The following is a 20,342-nucleotide window of genomic DNA, read 5'->3' on the forward strand; positions in this document are numbered from 1 at the left end:
GTGGTGCTCCCGTTCGGGGTCGGTGGTACGGGTCGGGGTCGGGCGCCGCTACTGCTGCGCGGCCACCCGGTCGGCCAGGAGCTGGGAGCGCCGGATCTTGCCGGCGTCGTCGCGCAGCGGTTCGGACACGAACTCGAACGTGCGCGGCTGCTTGTAGCGGACCAGCCGGTCGGCGAGGTACCGGCGCAGGTCGTCCAGGTCGACGGCGTCGACGCCGGGCGCCGGCTGGACGATGGCGTGCACGACCTGGCCGAGGTCGTCGTCCGGCAGGCCGATGACCGCGCTGGAGGCGACCTGCGGGTGCTCGTCGAGCGCGGCCTCGACCTCGGCGGGGTACACGTTGGAGCCGCCGACCAGCACCATGTCGGTCCGCCGGTCGGCGAGGTAGAGGTAGCCGTCCTCGTCCATCCAGCCGACGTCGCCGAGGGACTCCCAGTCGCCGCGGGTGCGGGCCTCGGCGCCGATGTAGCGGTACGAGGGCGGCTGCCCCTCGCCGCGGCGCATGAACACCTCGCCGACGGTGCCGGCGGGCAGCTGCTCGCCGTCCGGGCCGAGGATGGTGATCTCGCCGTAGAGCGTCTTCCCGACCGAGCCGCGGTGCGCCAGCCACTCGGTGCCGCTGATGACCGTGCCGGCCTGCGCCTCGGTGCCGGCGTAGAGCTCCATGAGCACCTCGCCGCCGACCCAGTCGATCCATGCCTCCTTGAGCCACGGCGGGCACGGCGCGGCCAGGTGCCAGACGGTCTCCAGCGAGGAGAGGTCGTAGCGGCCGCGCACGTCCTCGGGCAGCCGCCAGATCCGGCTCATCATGGCCGGGACGAGGTAGAGCCAGGTGGCGCGGTGCTGCTCCACGAGCCGCAGGACGGCCTCGGCGTCGAACCGCGGCATGAGCACCAGCGTGGAGCCGCCGAGCAGCCCGCCCATGGCGCTGGTGAACGGCCCGTTGTGGTACAGCGGGCCGGGCATGAGCAGCGTGCCGCCGGGCCGGTGCCGCCACACCGCTCCCCCGCCCAGCGGGTCGACGACGCCGGTCTGCCCGGAGACGATGAGCTTGGGCCGGCCCGTGCTGCCGCCGGAGGTGGGCGCCTTGTAGGCCGGGGCGATCGCGGGCGGCAGGGGGCTGTCGTCGTCGGAACCGGCGATCAGCTCGTCGACGTCGGCGATCGGCCGGTCCAGCGGGATGTCCCCGCGGGCGACGACCAGCGGCGGGTTCGCCAGCTCGACGACGCCCTGCAGCTCCAGGGGCGGCAGGGCTGCGGAGACCGGCTGCGGAACCGCGCCGATCTTCCACGCGGCCACGCACGCCTCGACGAACTCGACGCTGTTGGGCAGGCCGATGGTGACCAGGTCGCCGAGGACGACGCCGCGGGCGAGCAGGGCGCGGGCGAGCCGGTTGGTGCGGCGGTCGAGCTCGATCCAGCTGCGGGTGGTGCCCTCGCAGGCCACCGCGGGGGCGTCGCCGTACCGCTCCGCCAGCACGCCGATCTGCACCCCGATCGGCACCGGCTCCGGCAGGTCCTCCACACCGTCGACGGGCTGTGCGGACTCGGTCATCGGCTGCCTCCCGGGGGACGGACGGCCGCTGCAGCACCGCCGCGGACCGTGAGCGGGCTCACGACGCCCGGGCTCGTTTCGGACTGTAACGCAGGCCTCACCCGGCTCCGGCCGGGCCGACGCGCGACCCCTCCCCGCCGTCCTCCCGTCCCGCCGGCGACCTGAGCGGAAGCGGTCCGGCGGTGGGCGTGCGGGGCCGCGAGCGGGCGTCGAGCTCGGCCTGCCACTCCGGCGACGAGCGCCGGAAGGCCGTGGCCAGCACGCCCAGCGCGAGCAAGGCGAGGGCGACGACGAGGACGGCCAGCAGCGCGACGGCGAGGTCCTGCCAGCCGGCGAACGGCGGCACCGACGGGCTGCCGGGAACGGGCGCGGGATCGGGGAGCACGGGACGAGCGTGCGACCCGTCGGGGCCTCGTGCGGCCGTTCGCGCGCCGGCTCACCCGGGCGGGCGAACCGGCCGGCGTCGACCGGATCCCGCGTGCCGCCCCCGTCCGGGTGAACCACCCAGGGTCACCGGGCGAGCACGCTCCGCTGGTCCTAGCGTCGGAAGGGATCGACCGGACGCCGGGGGAAGCGGATCGCATGAGCATCGAACTGGACGTCGAGGGAACGGTGGGCGCCGGCGCCGGGCGGGCTCGCCCTAACGTCTCCGGGGACCTGCCGACCGTGCTGCGGGCAGCGCCCATGTTCGCGCGGGCGCTGTCCGGCTACGACCGCTTCCAGGTCGAGTCCTACGTCCAGTGGGCGGAGGACGAGCTGGCCGCCGCCGATCGCGAGCGCGAGCACCTGGTGGGCCGCCAGCTGGAGACCGCCGCCGCCCTGGCGGAGGCCCGCGAGCTGCTCGCGCACTCCCCCGGCGGCGGGGAGTACCTCGGGGCGTCCCGGCGGATCGGCGCGCTGCTGGCCGCGGCGGCCGACGAGGCCACGGCGCTGCGCGCGGAGGCGGCCGAGCAGGCCGCCGCCGAGCGCGCCGCCGCGGCGGAGGACCGGCAGGCGGCCGCGGCCGAGGCGCAGCGGCTGCTCGCCGAGGCCCGGCGCCGGGCCGCCGCGACCGAGGTCCTGGCCGACCGCTCGCTCGCCGCGGCGCGCACCGAGGCGGCCGCGATGGTCGAGCAGGCGACCGCCATCGTCGCCACCGCGCAGCAGGACGCCGCCCGCCTCCGAACCGCGGCCGAGGAACAGCTGGCCCGGGCGACCGCCGAGGCCGACCGGATCCGCACGCAGGCGGCCGGCGACGCGGTCGGAGCCCGCGCCTCGGCGCGCGCCGAGGCGCTCCGCGTGCTGGCCGCCGGCCACGCGGAGCGCCGGCGGGCCGACGCGGAGGCCGCGCGGCTCAGGCAGGGGCCTCCCCCGCCGCGGTGACCGCGGCGACCACCGCGGCGTACGCGCCGTCGGCCGCCGCGCGCATCTCCTCGTCCGTCCGGTCCTGGACCGGGTGCGGCACCAGGACGTACGGGGCGGGGAAGCCGAGGGTCGCGCTCTGCAGCCGGGCTGCCTCGTCGAACACCTCGCTGGCGAGGAAGACCCCCACCACTCCGCGGCGCTCCAGGTCTGCGATGTCATGCACACTGCACGACGTGCAGGAGCCCTAATCAGCGAGCGCCTCGATGACCACCTCGCACTGCTCGGCGATCTCGTGCCGCAGGTCGACCGGCGCCGTCCGGGTGAAGGTGGGCTTCTGGTACCGCCGCACCACCACGCCGTCGGCGGTGAGCAGCTCCTCGAGGCGGTCGAGGAAGACGTCCCCGCGGGGCTTGCTGATGTCGAGCAGCCCCACGGTGCGGCCGCGCAGCGACGCCGGGCGCGGCAGCAGCTCGCGCTCCGCCGTCCGCCGCTCGCCGGTCGGGTCGAGGACAGTTCTCATGTGCGCACCTCTCTGGTCACCGGGGCGCTCCCGGTGCTCCCGGACACCCAGCCGCCGACGATGGCGCTGAACAGCCCCGCGTCACCGCCGGCGTGCACCACCAGCAGCCCGCCCGGTCGGAACTTGGGCAGCTCGACCCCGGCCAGCCGCTCCTGGATCCCCTCCTCGATGCCGCCGGCGCCGCGGATGAGCTCGTCGGAGGGCAGGGTCAGCAGCGCGCCGATCTCGGCGACCAGCCGGTCGCGGTCCCAGCCGGCCTCGCGGAAGAGCCGGCCGTGCTCCGGGGAGACGATCAGCACCGCGTCGAAGGCCAGCGGCAGCTTCGGGTGACCGTTGACGCGGAGGCACGCCGCGAAGCTCCGGGCCAGCGACTCCGGCGTCCGGCTCAGCTGGTCGACGACGGGCTGCACGCCCGAGCCGGCGAAGACGGTGACCGCGTTGCCGGGGACGCCGCGGTCGGCCGCCAGCGGGGTGAACGGGCTGTCCTCCTCGCGCTCGGCGAAGCAGAAGCTGTACTTGCCCGGATTGCCGAGAGTGGCGCGGTCGATCTCGCCGGGCCGGCCGCCGCCCACGTTGCGGACGACGAGCTGCAGCGCCCGGCCGATGGTGGCGTTGGCGCGGTTGCCCTGACCGAGCGCGTTGACGCCGCTGTTCATGCCGATCCGCCGCGTGATCGGGCCGTTGACCACGATCATCGGCCCGGAGAAGTACGTCGTCGCCAGGAGGCCGTGCAGGCCGAACTCGTCCGCGGAGGCGGCCTCGAGGGCGGCCAGCACGACCGGGAGGTGCTCGGGCAGGCAGCCGGCCATGACTGCGTTGACCGCGACCTTCTCGACGGTGCACTCGACGAGGTCCGGCGGGACGACGGCGACGACCTCCTGCGGGTCGCGGGGCGTGCCGCGGAGCATGCGCAGCACCCGCTCCGGGGTGGGCGGGACGACGGGCAGGCCGTCGGTCCAGCCGCGGTCGTACATGGCCTCGTGCTCGTCCTCGAGGTCGGCGAGCTCGACCCGCCGGCTGCCCAGACCGGTACCGCCGTAGCGGGCCTCCAGGGCGTCGATCCGGTCCGGGTCCACCGACAGCGAGCCGCACCCGGGCCGGTGCTCGGGCAGGCCGGTGCCGAGGCCGGTGACGCCGGTCAGGCCCTCCCACTGCTCGCGGCTCCAACCGACGACGCGGGCGGCCTCCTCGCCGTCCTCGATCCGCAGGAGCGTCGGGACGGTCTCGATGTTCCACCGGTACGAGAGCTCGAGCTCGAGGTCCTCGTGCTCGAACCAGCCGGCGTCGTCCTGGCACCAGACGGTGGCGCCGAGTTCCCGCAGCACCGGCTCGACGAGGACGCAGGTGGGGCACTCGCGCTTCACCACGGCCACGAGACCGTCGGGGAGCTGCATGCGCCGGACCGTAGCGCACGTCACAGCGCGGGCGGTCCGATCCGGTGCTCGGCGAGCCCTGTCAAGGGCCGTCGCCGATCTGTGGACAGGCGTCTGACCTGGGGATTCATCTGGTCTCGTACTGCCGTTGGCGATACTATTCGCACATGTGTTCGACTGACTGTGAGACGCCGGTGGAGTGCCTGACCGGCGCCCTCACGGCTCTGGGCGGTCAGGACCTGAAGTCCTCGTTCGGGCCGGCGGTGATCGAGCGGACCGGGGTGCTGGTGCAGGCCCGCAACCGGCTGGACGCCGAGGTGTCGCGGACGGTGCGCGAGGGTGAGCTGACCCAGGCCTCCGAGCACGACGGCAAGGCGACGATGGCCTCCTGGCTGCGCGGGCACCACCGGCTGCCGCAGGGCGCGGCGGGCCAGCTGGTGCGCAACGGGCGCGCGCTGGAGCAGCTGCCGGCGCTCGCGGCAGCGGCGGCCTCGGGTCTCGTGCCGGCGGAGGCGGTGTCGGTGATCGCGCCGGTCGTGGCCGAGGTGAACCTGGCCCGCGCCGAGGCCCAGGGCGTGGACCTCGCCGAGATCGACCGGCTGCTCACCGAGGTCGCGGTGAGCGCCTCGCACGCGGATCTGCGGCAGGCCGTGGGGCACTACCTGGCGCGGCTGGACCCCGACGGCGCCGAACCGGATTCCACCGAGCAGCGGTCGCTGTCGTTCGCCAAGCACACCGACGGGACCCTGTCCTTCTCCGGCACCCTGGATGCGGTGGGTGGGGAGAAGTTCCAGGCCGCGATCGAGTCGATCCTGCAGGCCTCCCGCCCCGCCGGGGACACCCGCACCCGCGCCCAGCAGGCCGGCGACGCCCTCGTGCAGCTGTGCGACAACGCCCTGGCCTCAGGCAACCTGCCGGTACTGCGCGGCCACAAGCCGCACATCGGGGTGCTCATCGACCACGAGGACCTCATGGACACCTCGTCCGCCGCGGGCGTCGGCACGGGTGCCGGGCGCACCACCTTCGGTGGGCTGATCTCCGCGGCCAAGGCCCGCTGGCTGGCCTGCGACGGCGCCATCACCCGCATCGTCATCGGCCCCGAAGGCCAGCCCCTGGACCTGGGCCGCACCCACCGGGTGGTGCCGCCGCACCTGCGCCGCGCGGTCGAGGCGCGCGACGGGCACTGCGTCTTCGCCGGCTGCGACGCACCCAGCTACTGGTGCGACGTCCACCACCTCGTGCACTGGATCGACGGCGGCGAGACCTCGCTGCACAACTCCGGGCTGCTCTGCGAACGCCACCACACCAAGGTCCACCACGGCTTCCGGATAGAACGCCAACCCGACGGCCGATGGCGCACCTACCGCCCCGACGGCACCGAGATCCTCATCGGCGAACCGTTCCTCCTCTCCGCCTGACCTCCCGCCGGGACGTGACCCGGCTACCCGAGTTCGACAGCGAGCCGACCCTGCCCTGGCACCGGTATGCCGCCCGGCAGGGCCGGCTCGGCGGCGCGCCCGCACGCACGCAGCGGTCGTCTCCCGGGGAGGATGACCGCATGGCACTGGTCGGGGCGTACGAGCCAAGCACCGTGCCGTGGGTCCGGGAAGAGGTCGAGCACCTCGAGCGCACCGGCCGCGGGTTGCGCGGGCGCGACGTCGTCCTGCTCACCACCGTCGGCGCCCGCACCGGCCTGCTGCGGAAGACGCCGCTGATGCGGGTCGCCCACGCCGGCGTCTACGCCGCGGTGGCCTCCACGCGGGGCGGCGACGCGCACCCGCACTGGTACGTCAACGCGCTCGCCCACCCCGAGGTCGAGCTGCGCGACGGCGACCTCCACCTCTCCCTCGTCGCCCGCGAGGTGACCGGCACGGAGCGGGCGCAGTGGTGGTCGCGGGCGTGCACCACGTTCCCGTCCTTCGTCGAGTACCAGCGGCGGACCGGCCGACGGATCCCCGTCCTCCTGCTGGAACCGCCCGCCGCCTGACCCGCCGCGCCCACCGCCGAGCGGCGCCCGTCGGAGCAGCGGCGCTCGAGCAGCGGCGAGGGGCGCACCCGCGGTACCGGGCACGCCCCCCGCTCCCCCTCCGGCCGCAGCCGGCCCGACTCAGTCGGCCGGAGTCGGCTCCGCCCCGCCGTCCGCCCCGTCGTCCGGAGCGCCGCCCCACCGGTCGTGCGGGCCGCCGTCGGACCGCTCGTGCGCACCTCCCCGACCCGGCCCGCCCGGGCCGCGATCACCCGGCGCCGGCAGCGGGTCGTCCACCCGGTCGGTGATCCGCTGCTCGAGGTCGGCCAGCCGCTCGTCGGCCTGGTCCTGGGTGATCCGGCCGTCCTCGACCGCGGCGGCGATGCGCTCCTGCGCCGCGCTCACCAGCGCGTCGACGAGCGTCCCCACCGGCACGCCCTGCTCCTCGGCGACGTCGGCCAGCGTGGTGCCCTCGGTCTCCAGTGCGGCGCGCAGCTCGTCCTGCGTCATGCCCAGCGCCGTCGCGGCGGCGTCCAGGTCCGGGCCTCCGCCGCGGTGCCCGCCCCGGTCGCCGATGCCGGCATCGCTCAGGGTGCTCGCGACCTCGTCGGCCTGCTCCTGGGTGATCGACCCGTCGGACACCAGCCCCGACAAGGCGTCGGCGATCCGCCCGACCGCCGACCCGGCGGTGCTCCCCTCGTCGGCGACCGCCGGGACGGCGACCGCCAGTCCCCCCAGGCCCAGCGTCCCGGCGGCGGCGGCGATGATCAGCTTCTTGCGCATGGCGGCTCCTCGTCGTCAGCCGGCGTCCCCGGCTCCCGGGAGGAGCCTGCGGGCGCTTCCTGGCGCGGACCTGGCCCGCTCCCGTGCGCTCCCTGGGAAACGACTGCCGTGCGGGCTCAGCCAGGCGTCACCTCGTAGGTGTGCCCGGCGGCGCGCAGCCGCTCGACCAGGACGTCGCCCAGCGCCGTCGCCGGGGTGAGCGAGCCGGCGCGGTCGGGGAGCCGGTCGCCGTCCAACGCCAGGGCGAGCGCGGACTCCCCGAGCATCACCGCGGTCGCGGCGTAGCCGGGGTCGCCCTGCCCGGAGGCGACGGCGGTGTACCGGCGTCCGGACTCGGTGGTGGCGCTGACGTCCATCCGGAACCAGCCGGTGCGCCGCACCTCCTCGCTGGGGCCGTCGCCCGGCGCGGGCAGCACCCGGTCGAGCAGTCCGCGGGTCGGCCCGAACGACATCGCCGCGAGGGCCCCCGCCAACCCGGCGGTCACACCGGCGGCGGACACCGCACCCGCCGGACCCGAGCCCACGCCCATGACCTCGCCGTAGCTGAACTCGCGGCCGTACGCCCAGTCCTGCAGCGCGTTGCTGCGCCGCACGATCCGGGTGTTGAACGACGCCATCACGAACGGCGCCGCCCAGCGCCCGTCCGGCAGCCGCTGGGGCAGGCCGGCGTCGCGCGGCTGCTGCGTCTTCGGCTCGGCCGCACGGTCGTGGCTCAGGGCGAACGGGTGCCCGGCGACCTTGCGCAGCGACGGGTCCTTGCCGATCGCCTCGACCTGCGCACGCATGGAGTCGATCGTGCCGCCGCTGAACCCGCCCTTGAGCGTGGCGACGAGCTGCACGTCGCGCAGGCCACCCGCGCCGTCGGCGGCCGCGCGGGCCCCGAGCAGCATCGCGCTGAGGTCCGAGGGGATCGAGTCGTAGCCGCAGGCGTGCACGATGCGCGCGCCGGTGCCGCGGGCGACCGCGTCGGTCCGGTCGATCGCGTCGCGGACGAAGAGCACCTCACCGGTCAGGTCGGCGTAGTGCGTGCCGGCAGCGGCGCAGGCCTCGACCAGCGGCATGCCGTACCGGGCGTAGGGCCCCACCGTGGTGACGACGACGCGGGTGCCGGCGGCCAGCGCGGCCATCGACGCGGGGTCGGCGGCGTCGGCCTCGATCAGCGGCCAGTCGGCCGCTGCTCCCGGCAGCGCGGCCCGGGCCTCCTCCAGCCGCGCGCGGGAGCGCCCGGCCAGGCTGATCCGGACCCCGGCGGGAGCGTGCTCGGCCAGGTAGGCGGCGAGCAGCTTCCCGACGAAGCCGGTCGCCCCGAAGACGACGAGGTCGGAGTCGCGTGCGCTGGCGGTCATGGACGCAATGCATACCGGTCCGGCCGGACGTCGCGCACCCCGGAGGTCGCCGGACCGTCGGTGGGGGCTGCCACCATGGCCCCGTGCTGCTCGCCGAGGTCGTCGCCGCGTCCGCCCAGGTCGCGGCCACGCGCTCGCGCACGGCCAAGGCCGCCGCCATCGCGGCGCTGCTCCGCACCGCCGAGCCGACGGAGGTCGAGCCGGTCACCGCCTGGCTCTCCGGCGACACCGGGCAGGGCCGGCTCGGGGTCGGCTGGCGCACCCTCGCCCCGCGCACGGGCACCCCCGCCACCGAGCCCTCGCTGACCGTCGCGGCCGTCGTCGCCGCGCTCGGCGAGCTCGCGACGACGTCGGGCGCGGGATCGGCCGCCCGCCGGGACGCCGTCCTCACCGGGCTGTTCGCCGCCGCGACCGAGGAGGAGCAGCGGTTCCTGGTCCGGCTGCTCACCGGCGAGCTGCGGCAGGGTGCGCTTGAGGGCGTCGTGCTCGACGCAGTCGCGGCGGCCACCGACGTCCCGGCCGCGGCGGTGCGCCGGGCGTTCATGCTCTCGGGCCGGCTGCCCGCGACGGCGGCGACCGCGCTCACCGGGGGCACCGCAGCGCTGGAGGCGGTGCGGCTGGAGGTGGGCCGGCCGGTGCGGCCGATGCTGGCCAGCCCGGGCTCGTCGCTGGACGCCGCCCTGGGGGACCTCGGTGACGATGTCACGGTGGAGTTCAAGCTCGACGGTGCCCGCATCCAGGTGCACCGCGACGGCGACGACGTCCGCGTCTGGACCCGCACGCTGCGCGAGATCACCGACGGCGTGCCCGAGCTGGTCGCGCTGGTCCGGTCGCTGCCCTGCCGCACCGCGGTGCTGGACGGCGAGACGCTCGCGCTGGACGACGACGGCCGGCCGCGCGCGTTCCAGGACACGATGAGCCGCTTCGGCAGCGAGACGGCGGACGAAGGCGTGCTGCTCAGCCCGTTCTTCTTCGACCTGCTGCACCTCGACGGGCGCGACCTGCTCGACGAACCGCTGGCCGAGCGGTTGGACGCGCTGGCCGGGCTGCTCGCCGACGACGCGCACGCCGCGCTGCGCATGCCCGGCACCCGCCGCCCCGACGCGGACCGGGCGGCGCAGGTGCTGGACGACGCGCTGACCGGCGGGCACGAGGGCGTCGTCGTGAAGGCGCTCGACGCGCCGTACGCGGCGGGCCGGCGCGGCAAGGCGTGGCAGAAGGTCAAGCCGGTGCACACCCTCGACCTCGTCGTCCTGGGCGCGGAGTGGGGCTACGGACGGCGCACCGGGACGCTCTCGAACATCCACCTCGGCGCCCGCGACCCCGACGGCGGCGAGCCGGTGATGGTCGGCAAGACGTTCAAGGGCATGACCGACGAGCTGCTGGCCTGGCAGACCGCCACCTTCCCCAGCCACGCCCGCGAGCGACCCGACTGGGGTGTGCTGCTGCGGCCGGAACTGGTCGTGGAGATAGCCGTCGACGGCGCCCAGCGCAGCACCCGCTACCCCGGCGGCGTCGCGCTGCGGTTCGCCCGCGTGCTGCGCTACCGCCCGGACAAGACCCCCGCCGACGCCGACACGATCGACGCCGTCCGCGCGCTGCTCGCGCCCTGAGCTAGCGCGCGGGCACCGCCGGGAACGGCTCCCAGCGGGTGAACCACTCGGTGGAGAGGAGCGCCGCGCGCGCCTCGGGCGGGGCCGCCGCGACCAGGCCGGGCACCGCCCCGCGCTCCACCTCGGTCCGGTGCGCCAGGATCGCGGCGATCTTCGCGTCCAGCCACGGCGTGACGTCGAGGTGGTCGGTGATCTGCTCCTCGGGGACGCCGTGCACCGCCCGCTGGGCGCCGACGACCTGCCGCAGCCCGGCGACGACGGGCTCCGGGTGGGTGGCCAGGAACAGCGCCTGCGGCCGCCAGGGCTCCCCGGCATCCGGGTACATCTGCTCGAGGCCGGCGGCCTGGGTCGCCAGCAGCGTGATCCGGTAGGTGTGCACGTGGTCGGCGTGCCCGGTCAGCCCGCCGTAGGCGTCGTGGGTGACCACCACGTCGGGCCGCACCTCCCGGATGTGCACGGCCAGGGCCCGGACCGCCTCGTCGAGGGGCGCGTCCACCAGGCGGGGCCGCCCGGGCGCGGACTCGGGCACCTGCCCGTCGGCGTAGCCGAGCAGCCGCGGCGGCTCCTGGACCCCGAGCAGCCGGACCGCCTCGGCCAGCTCGCCGGCCCGCGCCGTCCCCTCGGCCCAGGTCGCCGAGACCACGGTCGTCCGCGCGCCGGCGGCGGCCGAGCGGGCCAGCAGCCCGCCGGCGGAGATCGACTCGTCGTCGGGGTGGGCGAAGACGGCGAGCAGGCTCGGCTCAGCCACGCAGCGCCTCCCGCACGAAGGCCACGACGTCGGCGAGGACCTCGTCGCGGTTGGTCTCGTTGAAGATCTCGTGCTGCGCCCCGGGGTAGATGCGCTCGGCGTAGGTCTCGCCGCGCAGGTGCTCGACGCCCACGCGGGAGCCCTCGAGCGGGACCAGCCGGTCCCCCTCGCCGTGCGCCCACAGCAGCGGCAGCGCCCCGAGCGACGGCCCGTCCTGGATCGCCACCAGCGCCCGGACGATCGCCTCGAGGGTGGGCCGCCGGAACGGGCCGTGCCAGACCAGCGGGTCGGCCTCGTAGGCCGCGCCGACGGCCGGGTCGCGGGACAGCGTGCTGCTGTCCAGCGGGGTGTCCGGCAGCTCGGGCAGGTCGAGCAGCGCCGCTCCGCCCCACTCCCCGACCAGCGGGCCGGACAGCACGACCGCGGCCAGCGAGCCGCCGTACCGCTGCGCGTAGCGGGCCGCGATCAGCCCGCCCATCGAGTGCCCGATCAGCACGACCGGCAGCCCGGGGTGCTGCGCCCGCGCCTGCTCGTCGACGACGTGCAGGTCGTCGACGACCCGCTCGAAGTCGGTGATCACCACCCGGTCGCCGTCGCTCTTCCCGTGCCCGACGTGGTCGACGGCGAACACGGCCGCTCCGGCGTCCACCAGGGCGGCGGCGACGTGGTCGTACCGCCCGGTGTGCTCGCCGTAGCCGTGCGCCAGCAGCACCACGTGCGTGGGCGAGGCGCCCTCCCACGTCCGCCCGGCCAGCCGGCCGGCGTGCCCGTCGAGGCTCCACTCCCGCGCCGCGGTCATGCCGACGCCGCCACGCGGGGCGCGACCTCGGTGCCGAGCAGCTCGATGCCGCGCATCAGGTCGGCGTGCGCCAGCCGGGGGTTGGTCATCTGCAGCGAGATCCGGTCCACCCCGCCGAGCTGCGCCGAGATCCGCACCAGCTTCTCGGCGACGGTCTCGGGATCGCCCATGAAGAAGGCGCCGTTCGGGCCGCTGGTGGCGTCGAACTGGGCCCGGCTGGGCGGGGAGAAGCCGCGTTCGCGCGACACCTTCTCGAACATCTCGTGCCACCCCGGGTAGATGGTGTCCGCCGCCGCCTGCGTGCTCCCGGCGACGAAGCCGAACACGTGCAGCCCCACCTGGAGCCGCTCCGGCGGATGCCCGGCCTGGGCGCCGGCCCGGCGGTACAGGTCGATGAGCGGGGCGAACTGGCGCGGCTCGCCGCCGATGATCGCCACCATCAGCGGCAGGCCGAGCAGCCCGGCCCGCACGAACGACTCCGGCGTCCCGCCGACGCCCACCCAGATCGGCAGCGGGTCCTGCAGCGGACGCGGGTAGACGCCCTGCCCGTTCAGCGGCGGGCGGTGCCGGCCCGACCAGGTGACGCGCTCGGAATCGCGGATCTGCAGCAGCAGGTCCAGCTTCTCGGCGAACAGCTCGTCGTAGTCGGCCAGGCTCAGCCCGAACAGCGGGAACGCCTCGGTGAACGAGCCGCGGCCGACGACGAGGTCGATCCGGCCCTTGGCGATCAGGTCCAGCGTGGCGAACTGCTGGAACACCCGGACCGGGTCCGCGGCGCTGAGGACGGCGACCGCGCTGCCCAGCCGGATGCGGGAGGTGCGGGCGGCCGCGGCGGCCAGGATCACCGGCGGCGCGGAGTCGTAGTACTCCGGGCGGTGGTGCTCACCGATGCCGAACGAGTACAGCCCGACCCGGTCGGCGAGCTCGATCTCCTCGAGCAGGTGCTCCATCCGCTCCTCCGGCCCGACCAGGTGGCCGGTCGAGGGGTCGGTCACCGCCGCAACGAAGCTGTCGACGCCGAGGTGCATGGACCGTCCTTCCCGAGCCGGTGCCCGCGGGTGCGCCACGCGGACCGGCCCAGTCAAGCAGCACCGGCCGACGACGGCTGGACCACCGAGCGGCAGGCCCGAGGGCACCGTTCGTGCACGAACCGTCGTCCCGCGCGCCCGGAGACGACGGTTCGTGCACGAAACGCCGGATCGGGGGCACTACAGCCACCATGGCGACCGCGCGGCACGGCCACGACGCGCACGCCCCGCACCGGATCCCCGTGCGGGGCTGGCGTCAGGTGCTCGCCCGGGCCGCCCGGCACGTCCTCGACGACCGGCTGATGGCGCTGGCCGCGGCGGTCTCCTTCTTCGCGATCCTCTCCATCGCCCCGCTGCTGGTGACGGCGCTGTCGATCTACGGCGCGGTCAACACCCCGGAGCAGGCGCTGGACCAGCTCTCCTCGGTCGCCGAGGTGCTGCCGCCCGAGCTCGAGCCGCTGGTCGCCGAGCAGCTGACCACCATCACCACCGCCTCGACGCAGGTGCTCACCTGGCGCGGGCTCAGCGGGCTGGCCGCGGCGCTGGTCACCGCCACGACCGCCGCCACCTACCTGATCGACGCGCTGACCCTCGCCTACTCCGAGACCGAGACCCGCAGCTTCTGGCGGCGGACCGGCCTCGCGGTCACCTTCGTGCTCGGCGGCGCGCTCACCATCGGCGCGGTGCTCACCGGCACCGGCGCCCTGTCGCGGCGGCTGGACCGGATGCCCGATCCGCTGCGCCCGTTCGCGCCGGCCCTGCTCTGGCTGGCGCTGTCGGTCGTGCTCGCGCTCGTCCTCGCCGTCCTCTACCGGTTCGCGCCCGACCGGAAGCGGGCCCGCTGGCGGTGGATCAGCGTGGGCGCGGGGGTGGCGACCCTCCTGTGGCTGGTCACCTCGGTCGCGCTGTTCGCCTACGTGCAGAGCCTGGGTTCCTACGAGACGACGTACGGCTCACTCGGCGGCGTGGCGATCAGCATGTTCTGGCTGTGGCTCAGCGTCTTCCTGGTCATCGTCGGCGCGACGGTGAACGCGGAGAGCGAGCGGCAGACCGCGCGGGACTCCACGGTCGGGCCCGAGCGACCCCCGGGCGAGCGCGGCGCCGTCGTCGCCGACAGCGTCCCGCCGCACCCGGACGACGACGCCGGCAGCTGATCGCTCAGCGCGCGGCGGGCCGCAGGTGCTCGCCGAAGAACCGCAGGATCCGCGCCCAGGCGTCCTCGGCCGAGGGCTGGTGGTAGCTGAAGCCGGCCACCCGCTCGAGCACGCTGAACGGGCCGGCGTTGTGCCGGTTGAGGAAGGAGTGCCCGGCGTCGGGGTACTCCTTCACGTCGTGCTCGACGCCGAGGTTCGTCAGCGCGGTCTCGAGCTTCGCGGCGGCGCCCCGGAACATGACGTCGCGCCGGCCGTAGCTGGCGACCACCGGGCAGGCGCCGCCGAGCAGCTCCTCGGCGTTCGCCGGGACGGCGCCGTAGTTGGGCGCGGAGACGTCGAAGCCCTTGTTCGCGGCCATGAGCGCGAAGCCGCCGCCCATGCAGAAGCCCAGGATGCCGATCCGTCCGGTGCTGTCCGGGCGGTCGCGCAGCCACAGCCGGGTGGCCTCCAGGTCACCGAAGGACCGCGCCCTCGCCGCGCAGCAGCGCGCGGAACGTCGTCCGCAGGCAGCGCAGCGCGCCCCCGGCGGTGAACAGGTCCGGCGCGACCGCCAGGTAGCCGGCCGCGGCCATCCGGTCGGCCTGCTGCCGGGTGTCGTCGTTCAGCCCGAACGCCTCGTGGACGACGACGACCGCCGGCCACGGCCCCTCCCCCGTCGGCGGCACCGCGAGGTAGGCCCGCAGCTCCGGGGCGCTGGCGGCGCCGGGGATCGAGATGTCGGGCACGGGGTCTCCAGCGGGTCGGGGCGGGTGGTCAGCTGCCGGGGCGGAACGGGTTCTTGCCCGCCCGGAACAGCGTCTCCTGCGTGAAGCTGGCCGCGAGCGTGCCGCCGGCGGTGAAGATCGCACCGGTGTACCAGCCGCGTCCACCCGAGACCGTGCCCGGCTGCATGTCCATGAGCACCCAGTCGTCCAGCGGCGCGTGCCGGTGGAACCAGAGGGCGTGGTCCAGCGTCGGCCCCGGGCTCGCCTCGTCCTGCGGCATGTTGGCCAGCCCCGTGCCGATGTCGGACAGGTAGGTCAGCACGCAGGCGTGCACCAGCTGGTCGTCGGGCAGCGGCACCGTCGTCCGCGCCCAGAAGCGGGTCGGCAGCCGCCAGGACTCGTCGGCCTGCCCGGGCCGCCGGCTCTCCATCGTGAACAGCCGCGGCATCCCGTGGCTCGTCAGCGTCTCCGGCGCCTCGACGTCGGGCATCTCCTGCACGGGGATGTCGGGGCCCGCACCGCCGGCGTGGAAGGACGCCGCCATGCTGAAGATGACCTCGCCGCCCTGCACCGCGACGACGCGGCGGGCGGAGAAGGAGCCACCGTCCCGGTCCCGCTCGACGCGGAAGATCGTCGGCCGGGCGGCGTCGCCGCTGCGCAGGAAGTACCCGTGCAGCGAGTGCGGCAGCCGGCCCTCGCCGACGGTCAGCCCGGCGGCGAGCAGCGCCTGCGCGGCGACCTGCCCGCCGTACAGCGGGAAGGGGTCGGCGAAGACCAGCGTGCTGCGGTAGAGGTCGCGGTCGATCTCCTCGAGGTCGAGGACGTCGTGCACCGTCGGCTCGGACTCTGCGGGTGCCCCCGGCTCGCTGCGCACTGCGTTCTCCTCGGTCGATTCGGATCGCCGCCGCGACGATACGGAGGTGGGGTTGCGACGCACGTCACCGCCCGGCCAGCACACTGTCGCCCGACCCGTCCCAGAGACCCGGCGGTCGCCGCCGGCGAGAGGCAGTTGCTCCATGACAGGAACGATGCGTGCCCAGCGGTTCTACAAGGCCACCGGCGAGTGGGCGGTGGAGGACGTCCCGATCCCCTCACCCGGCCCCGGCCAGGTGCTGATCAAGGTCGCCTACTGCGGCATCTGCCACTCCGACCTCAGCCTGATCGACGGCGTGTTCGGCGGCCTGGGCACCCCCGACGTCATCACCCAGGGCCACGAGGCCTCCGGCACGATCGCCGAGCTCGGCGAGGGCGTCACCGGCTGGTCGGTCGGCGACCGGGTGATCCCCGCCGCCGGGCGCCCGTGCGGCACCTGCGCCAACTGCGTGCGCGGCCGGCAGTGCCTGAGCATCCAGCTCATGGCCTTCGCCTACGACGGCGCGTGGGCCGAGTACACGCTGGCCAGCGCGTTCGGCCTCACCGAGGTGCCCGACGGGGTGCCGATGGACCAGGCCGCGATCCTGGCCGACGCGGTCTCCACGCCCTTCGGCGCGGTCGTGCACACCGGGCAGGTCCGCATCGGCGAGGCCGTCGGGGTCTGGGGAGTCGGCGGCGTGGGCACGCACGTCGTGCAGCTCGCCCGGCTGGTCGGGGCCAACCCGATCATCGCCGTCGACCTCGAGGAGGAGGTCCGCCGGCGGGCGCTGGAACTGGGCGCCGACTTCGCCTTCGACTCCCGCGACCCCGACCTCGCGGCGAAGATCTCCGAGGCCACCAAGGGCCGGATGCTGGACGTCGCCTTCGACGCCGTCGGCCTCGCCGTCACCTTCGACCAGGGCCTGGCGTCGCTGGCCAACGGCGGGCGCGTGGTCGTCGTCGGGCTGAGCGGCGAGGAGGCCTCCCTCGGCAGCACCCTGGGCTTCGGGCTCTCCACGAAGCAGGCGCGGGGGCACCTCGGCTACCAGGGCACCGACATCGGGACGCTGGCCGAGCTGGTCGCCAGCGGCCGGCTGGACCTGTCCCGGTCGATCAGCGGCGTGGTCTCCCTCGAGGACGTCGGCGAGGGCATCCGCCGCCTCCAGGAGCGCGACGGCAACCCGATCCGGATCCTCGTGCAGCCCTGACGGACGGGGTCGATCGGCGGTGCGACGCAGGTCGCACCGCCGGTCGGTGCGACCATGGGGTGCCCGTGCGGGCCCGGTGAGCAGACGGCCCCGGGCATGAACCCGCCGCCCCCGCTGTTGATCGGAGCGATGGTCCGCCTGCGACGGCGTCGACCCCGCCCCTGCTCCGAACCCGTTCGAAGGACACTGCTTGCCCGAGATCCAGTCCACCCCCCTGCCGCAGACGGCCCGCCGTCGCGAGCGCTCCGCCGGCCGCCAGACCGCCGCCCGCGAGGCCGACCGCGCCGCCGCCCGCCAGGAGAAGCTGGCGCAGCAGAGCTGGGTCGAGGGTGCCGAGCCCGCGCTGCCGACCCGCAGCACCCGGCCCGAGGACGTCGTCTTCCACCTCGGCCCCACCAACTCCGGCAAGACCTACGAGTCGTTGCAGGCGCTGGCCGCCTCCGGCTCGGGCGTCTACGCCGCGCCGCTGCGCCAGCTGGCGCACGAGGCCTACGCCAAGCTCTCCGCCCTGCTGCCCGAGGGCACCGTCGGCCTGTCGACCGGCGAGGAGGAGATCGACCCGTTCGCGCCGATCGTCTGCTGCACCGTCGAGAAGGCGCCGCCGCGCGGCGAGATGCTCGTCCTCGACGAGGCGCACTGGGTCACCGACCCCGACCGCGGCCACCACTGGGCGCGGCTGCTGCTCACCGGCGAGTACCGCACGATGCACCTGATCAGCGCCGCCGAGGCCTACCTGGTGCTCAAGCCGCTGGTCTCCGACGCCGAGCACGTCGAGGTCGTCAACCACAAGCGGCTGTCCCGGCTCGACGTGCTGCGCGCCCCGGTGCGCCCCGAGGGCGTGCGCCCGCAGACGCTGGTCGTCGCGTTCTCCCGCAAGGCGGTCTACGCCGCGGCCTCCGAGCTCGACCAGCACCGCCCCGGCAAGGTCGGCGTGCTCTACGGCGCGCTGCCCCCGGCCACCCGCCGTGAGGTCATCGACCGGTTCACCGAGGGTGAGCTCGACGTCCTGGTCACCACCGACGTCATCGGGCACGGCATCAACGTGCCGGCCACCACCGTGCTGTTCGCCGAGACGACGAAGTTCGACGGCCAGGAGGTGCGGCCGCTGCGCACCTGGGAGGCCGCGCAGATCGCCGGCCGCGCGGGCCGCTACGGCCTCACCGGGCACGGCGCCGTCGGCATCCTCATCGGCGTCAGCGGCCTCAAGCCCCTGGCCGGGCTGGTCGCCAACGGTGCCGCCGTGGCCCGCGGCGACGAGATGAGCGACCTGCCCAAGCGCGCCCCGCGGCTGCGCCCCGAGCTCGAGGACCTCGGCGCCATGGAGGCCGTCGATCTCCCCGAGGCGCTCACCCGCTGGATGGCGTGGGCCCGGGCCGCGACCCGCGACCAGGCCATGACCGCCGACGACGTCACCAGCCTGGTGCTGCGGGTGCACGCCCTGCTGCCGCTGCTGCGCGGCCCGCTCGGCGCGGCCGGCGACCTGGAGACCGTGTGGCGGCTGGTCAACCTGGCCATCGACTACAACCCGCCGCGGCGCACCCGCTGGCTGACGCTGGCCAAGGCCGCGCTCCAGCACGCGGTCGGCATCCCGGTCCCGCCGGAGACGGTGCTGCCCGACGTCCCCCGCGGCGGCACCGTCGAGGAGTACGAGCAGGCCGCCGCGGCCGCCCGCGACGCCCAGACGCTGCTGCGCCAGTTCCCCGGCGTCGGCGGCCTGGACGGCGACGACGCCGCCTGGGTCGAGGAGGAGTGCGCGGAGATGATCACCGAGCTGCTCCCCGACGCGATCGCGCTGGGCCGGTCGGGCAAGTGCACGAGCTGCGGCTCGGCGATCGCCCCCTGGTTCACCACCTGCCGCCCGTGCAGCGGTGGTCCCGCCGGCCGCTCGGGCGGCAACCGCGACCGCCGTCCCGGTGGTCAGCGTTCCGCGGGCCGCGCGCTCGGCGGCCGCCAGGGCGGACCGCGCGGGCGCTCCCGCCGGGGCTGACCCCGCCGTCCGAGGCCGACCGGGCGCGCGGATGCAGCGTTCCCGACCTCGGGATGCCGCATCCGCGCGCCAGGTCGGTGCACGTCAGAGGTGCGGGCGGACGTTCTCCTGCCAGACGTCCCAGCCGACCCGGAGCACCAGCGCCCCGACGACGACGAGGAACGCGACGCGGATGAAGCCGCTGCCGCGCGCGGTCGCCGTCCGCGCGCCGAGGTAGCCGCCGACCATGTTGGCCGCACCCAGCAGCAGGCCCAGGCCCCAGTAGACCGAGCCGTGCGGCACGAAGAACAGCAGCGCGCCCAGGTTGGTGGCGCAGTTGACGATCTTCGCCTTGGCGCTCGCCTCCAGGAACGCATAGCCCAGCAGCGACACCATGGCGAACACGAGGAACGAGCCGGTGCCGGGCCCGAGGATGCCGTCGTAGAAGCCGATGGCGGCGCCGATGACCGCTGCCGTCCCGTGGTGGCGGCGGCTGCTGTGCCGCAGCGCGGTGACGTCGCCCAGGGCGGGCCGGAGCACGGTGAACGCCCCGATGCCGATCAGCGCCACCACGATCACCGGCTTGAAGACGCTCGCGGGCAACAGCGCGGCCACCGAGGCGCCGCAGAAGCTGCCCACGAGCGCGATGCCCGCCATCGGCAGCGCGGTCCGCAGGTCGGGGCGGACGCGCCGGTAGTAGGTGACGGCGCTGGTGGTCGTGCCGAACACCGATCCGAGCTTGTTCGTGGCCAGCGCCTGCACCGGGCTGATGCCGGGGACCAGCAGCAGCGCCGGAAGCTGCACCAGCCCGCCCCCGCCGACGACGGCGTCGATGAACCCGGCGGTGAGCCCGGCGAGCAGGACGAGCAGGAGGGTCGCGGTGCCGAGCCCGTCGGGCAGGACGTCCCCCGCGAGCAGCTCGCCCATCCCTCTCCCCCCGGAGCCCCGATCCGTCCGGCGGCGCCGGAGGCGGCGACCACTCCACCACGGCGGCCGCCTCCCCCGCGCACCGACCTAGGCTGCCGGCGTGGAGGTCTGGTTCAACCCGTCGTGCTCCAAGAGCCGCGCCGCCCGCGAGCGGCTGGCCGACGCCGGCGTCGAGGTCGCGCTGCGCCGCTACCTGGACGACCCGCCGACGGAGGCCGAGCTCCGGGAGGTGCTCGCCGCGCTCCGGCTCGACCCGTGGGACATCACCCGCACCGGCGACCCGCTGGCCCGCGAGCTCGGGGTGCGCGACCTGCCCCGCGACCCCGACGTCTGGCTCCGGTTGCTCGCCGGGCACCCGGCGCTGATCCAGCGGCCGATCGTGCTGGCCGGCGACGGGCGGGCGTGGGTGGCCCGCGACGACGAGACGCTCCGCGAGATCACCGGCGGCTGACCGCGG

General features: G+C 75.4%; 20 protein-coding genes and 1 pseudogene. 8 read left to right on the forward strand and 13 right to left on the reverse strand.

The window, feature by feature from the left end:
* Window positions 1-48 precede the first annotated feature (48 nt).
* Together JKP75_RS10120 and JKP75_RS10125 are read right to left on the reverse strand one after the other, a co-directional pair.
* Window positions 49-1,554, reverse strand: coding sequence for an AMP-binding protein (locus JKP75_RS10120; protein WP_200491553.1), 1,506 nt, complete (start codon window positions 1,552-1,554; stop codon window positions 49-51).
* 97 nt (window positions 1,555-1,651) lie between these two features.
* Window positions 1,652-1,939 (reverse strand): hypothetical protein, encoded by a 288-nt coding sequence (locus JKP75_RS10125; RefSeq protein WP_200491552.1) that lies wholly within the window; start codon window positions 1,937-1,939, stop codon window positions 1,652-1,654.
* Window positions 1,940-2,136: 197 nt separating this feature from the next.
* Between JKP75_RS10125 and JKP75_RS10130 the strand changes: the two genes are divergently transcribed.
* The gene (locus tag JKP75_RS10130; protein ID WP_200491551.1) at window positions 2,137-2,916 is read left to right on the forward strand and encodes a hypothetical protein; all 780 of its coding nucleotides are present in this window, start codon (window positions 2,137-2,139) and stop codon (window positions 2,914-2,916) included.
* Here the strand turns inward: JKP75_RS10130 and JKP75_RS23410 are convergent.
* A pseudogene (locus tag JKP75_RS23410) lies at window positions 2,888-3,418 on the reverse strand (UGSC family (seleno)protein). The gene JKP75_RS10130 and the pseudogene JKP75_RS23410 sit on opposite strands and share 29 nt — an antisense overlap.
* Window positions 3,415-4,812 carry a thioredoxin family protein gene (locus JKP75_RS10145; protein WP_200491548.1) on the reverse strand — a complete coding sequence of 466 codons (1,398 nt, stop codon included), beginning with the start codon at window positions 4,810-4,812 and terminating at the stop codon, window positions 3,415-3,417. The pseudogene JKP75_RS23410 and the gene JKP75_RS10145 overlap by 4 nt, the downstream one beginning before the upstream one ends.
* 146 nt (window positions 4,813-4,958) lie before the next feature.
* Between JKP75_RS10145 and JKP75_RS10150 the strand changes: the two genes are divergently transcribed.
* Both JKP75_RS10150 and JKP75_RS10155 read left to right on the forward strand, forming a co-directional pair.
* Complete coding sequence (locus tag JKP75_RS10150; RefSeq protein WP_200491547.1) at window positions 4,959-6,209, forward strand: HNH endonuclease signature motif containing protein; 1,251 nt, start codon at window positions 4,959-4,961, stop codon at window positions 6,207-6,209.
* 140 nt (window positions 6,210-6,349) lie between these two features.
* Complete coding sequence (locus JKP75_RS10155; protein WP_200491546.1) at window positions 6,350-6,778, forward strand: nitroreductase family deazaflavin-dependent oxidoreductase; 429 nt, start codon at window positions 6,350-6,352, stop codon at window positions 6,776-6,778.
* A gap of 120 nt (window positions 6,779-6,898) precedes the next feature.
* On the opposite strand, the gene JKP75_RS10160 is transcribed toward JKP75_RS10155, so the two are convergent.
* On the reverse strand, window positions 6,899-7,540 hold the full coding sequence (locus JKP75_RS10160; protein WP_200491545.1) for a hypothetical protein: 642 nt from the start codon (window positions 7,538-7,540) through the stop codon (window positions 6,899-6,901).
* A 116-nt stretch (window positions 7,541-7,656) separates the two neighbouring features.
* On the reverse strand, window positions 7,657-8,886 hold the full coding sequence (locus tag JKP75_RS10165; protein WP_200491544.1) for a trans-acting enoyl reductase family protein: 1,230 nt from the start codon (window positions 8,884-8,886) through the stop codon (window positions 7,657-7,659).
* An 83-nt stretch (window positions 8,887-8,969) separates the two neighbouring features.
* Here JKP75_RS10165 and JKP75_RS10170 point away from each other — a divergent pair, with 83 nt between their 5' ends.
* Window positions 8,970-10,499, forward strand: a complete 1,530-nt coding sequence (locus JKP75_RS10170; RefSeq protein ID WP_200493036.1) for an ATP-dependent DNA ligase — start codon at window positions 8,970-8,972, stop codon at window positions 10,497-10,499.
* A gap of 1 nt (window position 10,500) precedes the next feature.
* Here the strand turns inward: JKP75_RS10170 and JKP75_RS10175 are convergent, their stop codons facing one another.
* From JKP75_RS10175 to JKP75_RS10185, 3 genes are read right to left on the reverse strand one after another with little or no spacing between them, the layout of a single operon-like run.
* A complete protein-coding gene (locus JKP75_RS10175) occupies window positions 10,501-11,247 on the reverse strand; it encodes a PIG-L deacetylase family protein (RefSeq protein WP_200491543.1) in 747 nt (248 codons plus the stop codon).
* A complete protein-coding gene (locus JKP75_RS10180) occupies window positions 11,240-12,046 on the reverse strand; it encodes an alpha/beta hydrolase (protein WP_200491542.1) in 807 nt (268 codons plus the stop codon). The genes JKP75_RS10175 and JKP75_RS10180 overlap by 8 nt, the downstream gene beginning before the upstream one ends.
* Entirely contained in the window at window positions 12,043-13,074 is a 1,032-nt protein-coding gene (locus JKP75_RS10185) for an LLM class flavin-dependent oxidoreductase (protein ID WP_200491541.1), read from the reverse strand. The genes JKP75_RS10180 and JKP75_RS10185 overlap by 4 nt, the downstream gene beginning before the upstream one ends.
* Window positions 13,075-13,265: 191 nt before the next feature.
* Here JKP75_RS10185 and JKP75_RS10190 point away from each other — a divergent pair, with 191 nt between their 5' ends.
* Entirely contained in the window at window positions 13,266-14,228 is a 963-nt protein-coding gene (locus JKP75_RS10190) for a YihY/virulence factor BrkB family protein (RefSeq protein WP_200493037.1), read from the forward strand.
* Window positions 14,229-14,232: 4 nt separating this feature from the next.
* Here JKP75_RS10190 and JKP75_RS22715 read toward each other — a convergent pair whose 3' ends face one another.
* The 3 genes from JKP75_RS22715 to JKP75_RS10205 are packed head-to-tail and all read right to left on the reverse strand — an operon-like array spanning window position 14,233 to window position 15,806.
* Complete coding sequence (locus JKP75_RS22715; protein WP_200493358.1) at window positions 14,233-14,679, reverse strand: dienelactone hydrolase family protein; 447 nt, start codon at window positions 14,677-14,679, stop codon at window positions 14,233-14,235.
* A gap of 1 nt (window position 14,680) precedes the next feature.
* On the reverse strand, window positions 14,681-14,953 hold the full coding sequence (locus JKP75_RS22720) for a dienelactone hydrolase family protein (RefSeq protein WP_200493038.1): 273 nt from the start codon (window positions 14,951-14,953) through the stop codon (window positions 14,681-14,683).
* 28 nt (window positions 14,954-14,981) lie between these two features.
* On the reverse strand, window positions 14,982-15,806 hold the full coding sequence (locus JKP75_RS10205; RefSeq protein WP_309229733.1) for an acyl-CoA thioesterase domain-containing protein: 825 nt from the start codon (window positions 15,804-15,806) through the stop codon (window positions 14,982-14,984).
* Between the two features lie 154 nt (window positions 15,807-15,960).
* Here JKP75_RS10205 and JKP75_RS10210 point away from each other — a divergent pair, with 154 nt between their 5' ends.
* Complete coding sequence (locus JKP75_RS10210; RefSeq protein ID WP_200491539.1) at window positions 15,961-16,992, forward strand: zinc-binding dehydrogenase; 1,032 nt, start codon at window positions 15,961-15,963, stop codon at window positions 16,990-16,992.
* Window positions 16,993-17,182: 190 nt separating this feature from the next.
* Entirely contained in the window at window positions 17,183-18,979 is a 1,797-nt protein-coding gene (locus JKP75_RS10215) for a helicase-related protein (protein WP_242471944.1), read from the forward strand.
* Between the two features lie 84 nt (window positions 18,980-19,063).
* On the opposite strand, the gene JKP75_RS10220 is transcribed toward JKP75_RS10215, so the two are convergent.
* The gene (locus tag JKP75_RS10220; protein ID WP_200491538.1) at window positions 19,064-19,885 is read right to left on the reverse strand and encodes a TSUP family transporter; all 822 of its coding nucleotides are present in this window, start codon (window positions 19,883-19,885) and stop codon (window positions 19,064-19,066) included.
* Window positions 19,886-19,985: 100 nt separating this feature from the next.
* Here JKP75_RS10220 and JKP75_RS10225 point away from each other — a divergent pair, with 100 nt between their 5' ends.
* Window positions 19,986-20,336 carry an ArsC/Spx/MgsR family protein gene (locus tag JKP75_RS10225; RefSeq protein WP_200491537.1) on the forward strand — a complete coding sequence of 117 codons (351 nt, stop codon included), beginning with the start codon at window positions 19,986-19,988 and terminating at the stop codon, window positions 20,334-20,336.
* The last annotated feature ends 6 nt before the right edge of the window (window positions 20,337-20,342 follow it).

It is taken from the genome of Blastococcus sp. TML/M2B (assembly GCF_016612865.1).
GTDB lineage: Bacteria > Actinomycetota > Actinomycetes > Mycobacteriales > Geodermatophilaceae > Blastococcus.

Coding starts and splice junctions, on each gene's coding strand:
- JKP75_RS10185 (WP_200491541.1), bottom strand. CDS start 13,074: ATGCACCTCGGCGTCGACAGCTTCGTTGCGGCGGTGACCGACCCCTCG.
- JKP75_RS10165 (WP_200491544.1), bottom strand. CDS start 8,886: ATGACCGCCAGCGCACGCGACTCCGACCTCGTCGTCTTCGGGGCGACC.
- JKP75_RS10210 (WP_200491539.1), top strand. CDS start 15,961: ATGCGTGCCCAGCGGTTCTACAAGGCCACCGGCGAGTGGGCGGTGGAG.
- JKP75_RS10220 (WP_200491538.1), bottom strand. CDS start 19,885: ATGGGCGAGCTGCTCGCGGGGGACGTCCTGCCCGACGGGCTCGGCACC.
- JKP75_RS10145 (WP_200491548.1), bottom strand. CDS start 4,812: ATGCAGCTCCCCGACGGTCTCGTGGCCGTGGTGAAGCGCGAGTGCCCC.
- JKP75_RS10130 (WP_200491551.1), top strand. CDS start 2,137: ATGAGCATCGAACTGGACGTCGAGGGAACGGTGGGCGCCGGCGCCGGG.
- JKP75_RS10180 (WP_200491542.1), bottom strand. CDS start 12,046: ATGACCGCGGCGCGGGAGTGGAGCCTCGACGGGCACGCCGGCCGGCTG.
- JKP75_RS10120 (WP_200491553.1), bottom strand. CDS start 1,554: ATGACCGAGTCCGCACAGCCCGTCGACGGTGTGGAGGACCTGCCGGAG.
- JKP75_RS10160 (WP_200491545.1), bottom strand. CDS start 7,540: ATGCGCAAGAAGCTGATCATCGCCGCCGCCGCCGGGACGCTGGGCCTG.
- JKP75_RS10190 (WP_200493037.1), top strand. CDS start 13,266: ATGGCGACCGCGCGGCACGGCCACGACGCGCACGCCCCGCACCGGATC.
- JKP75_RS10155 (WP_200491546.1), top strand. CDS start 6,350: ATGGCACTGGTCGGGGCGTACGAGCCAAGCACCGTGCCGTGGGTCCGG.
- JKP75_RS10150 (WP_200491547.1), top strand. CDS start 4,959: ATGTGTTCGACTGACTGTGAGACGCCGGTGGAGTGCCTGACCGGCGCC.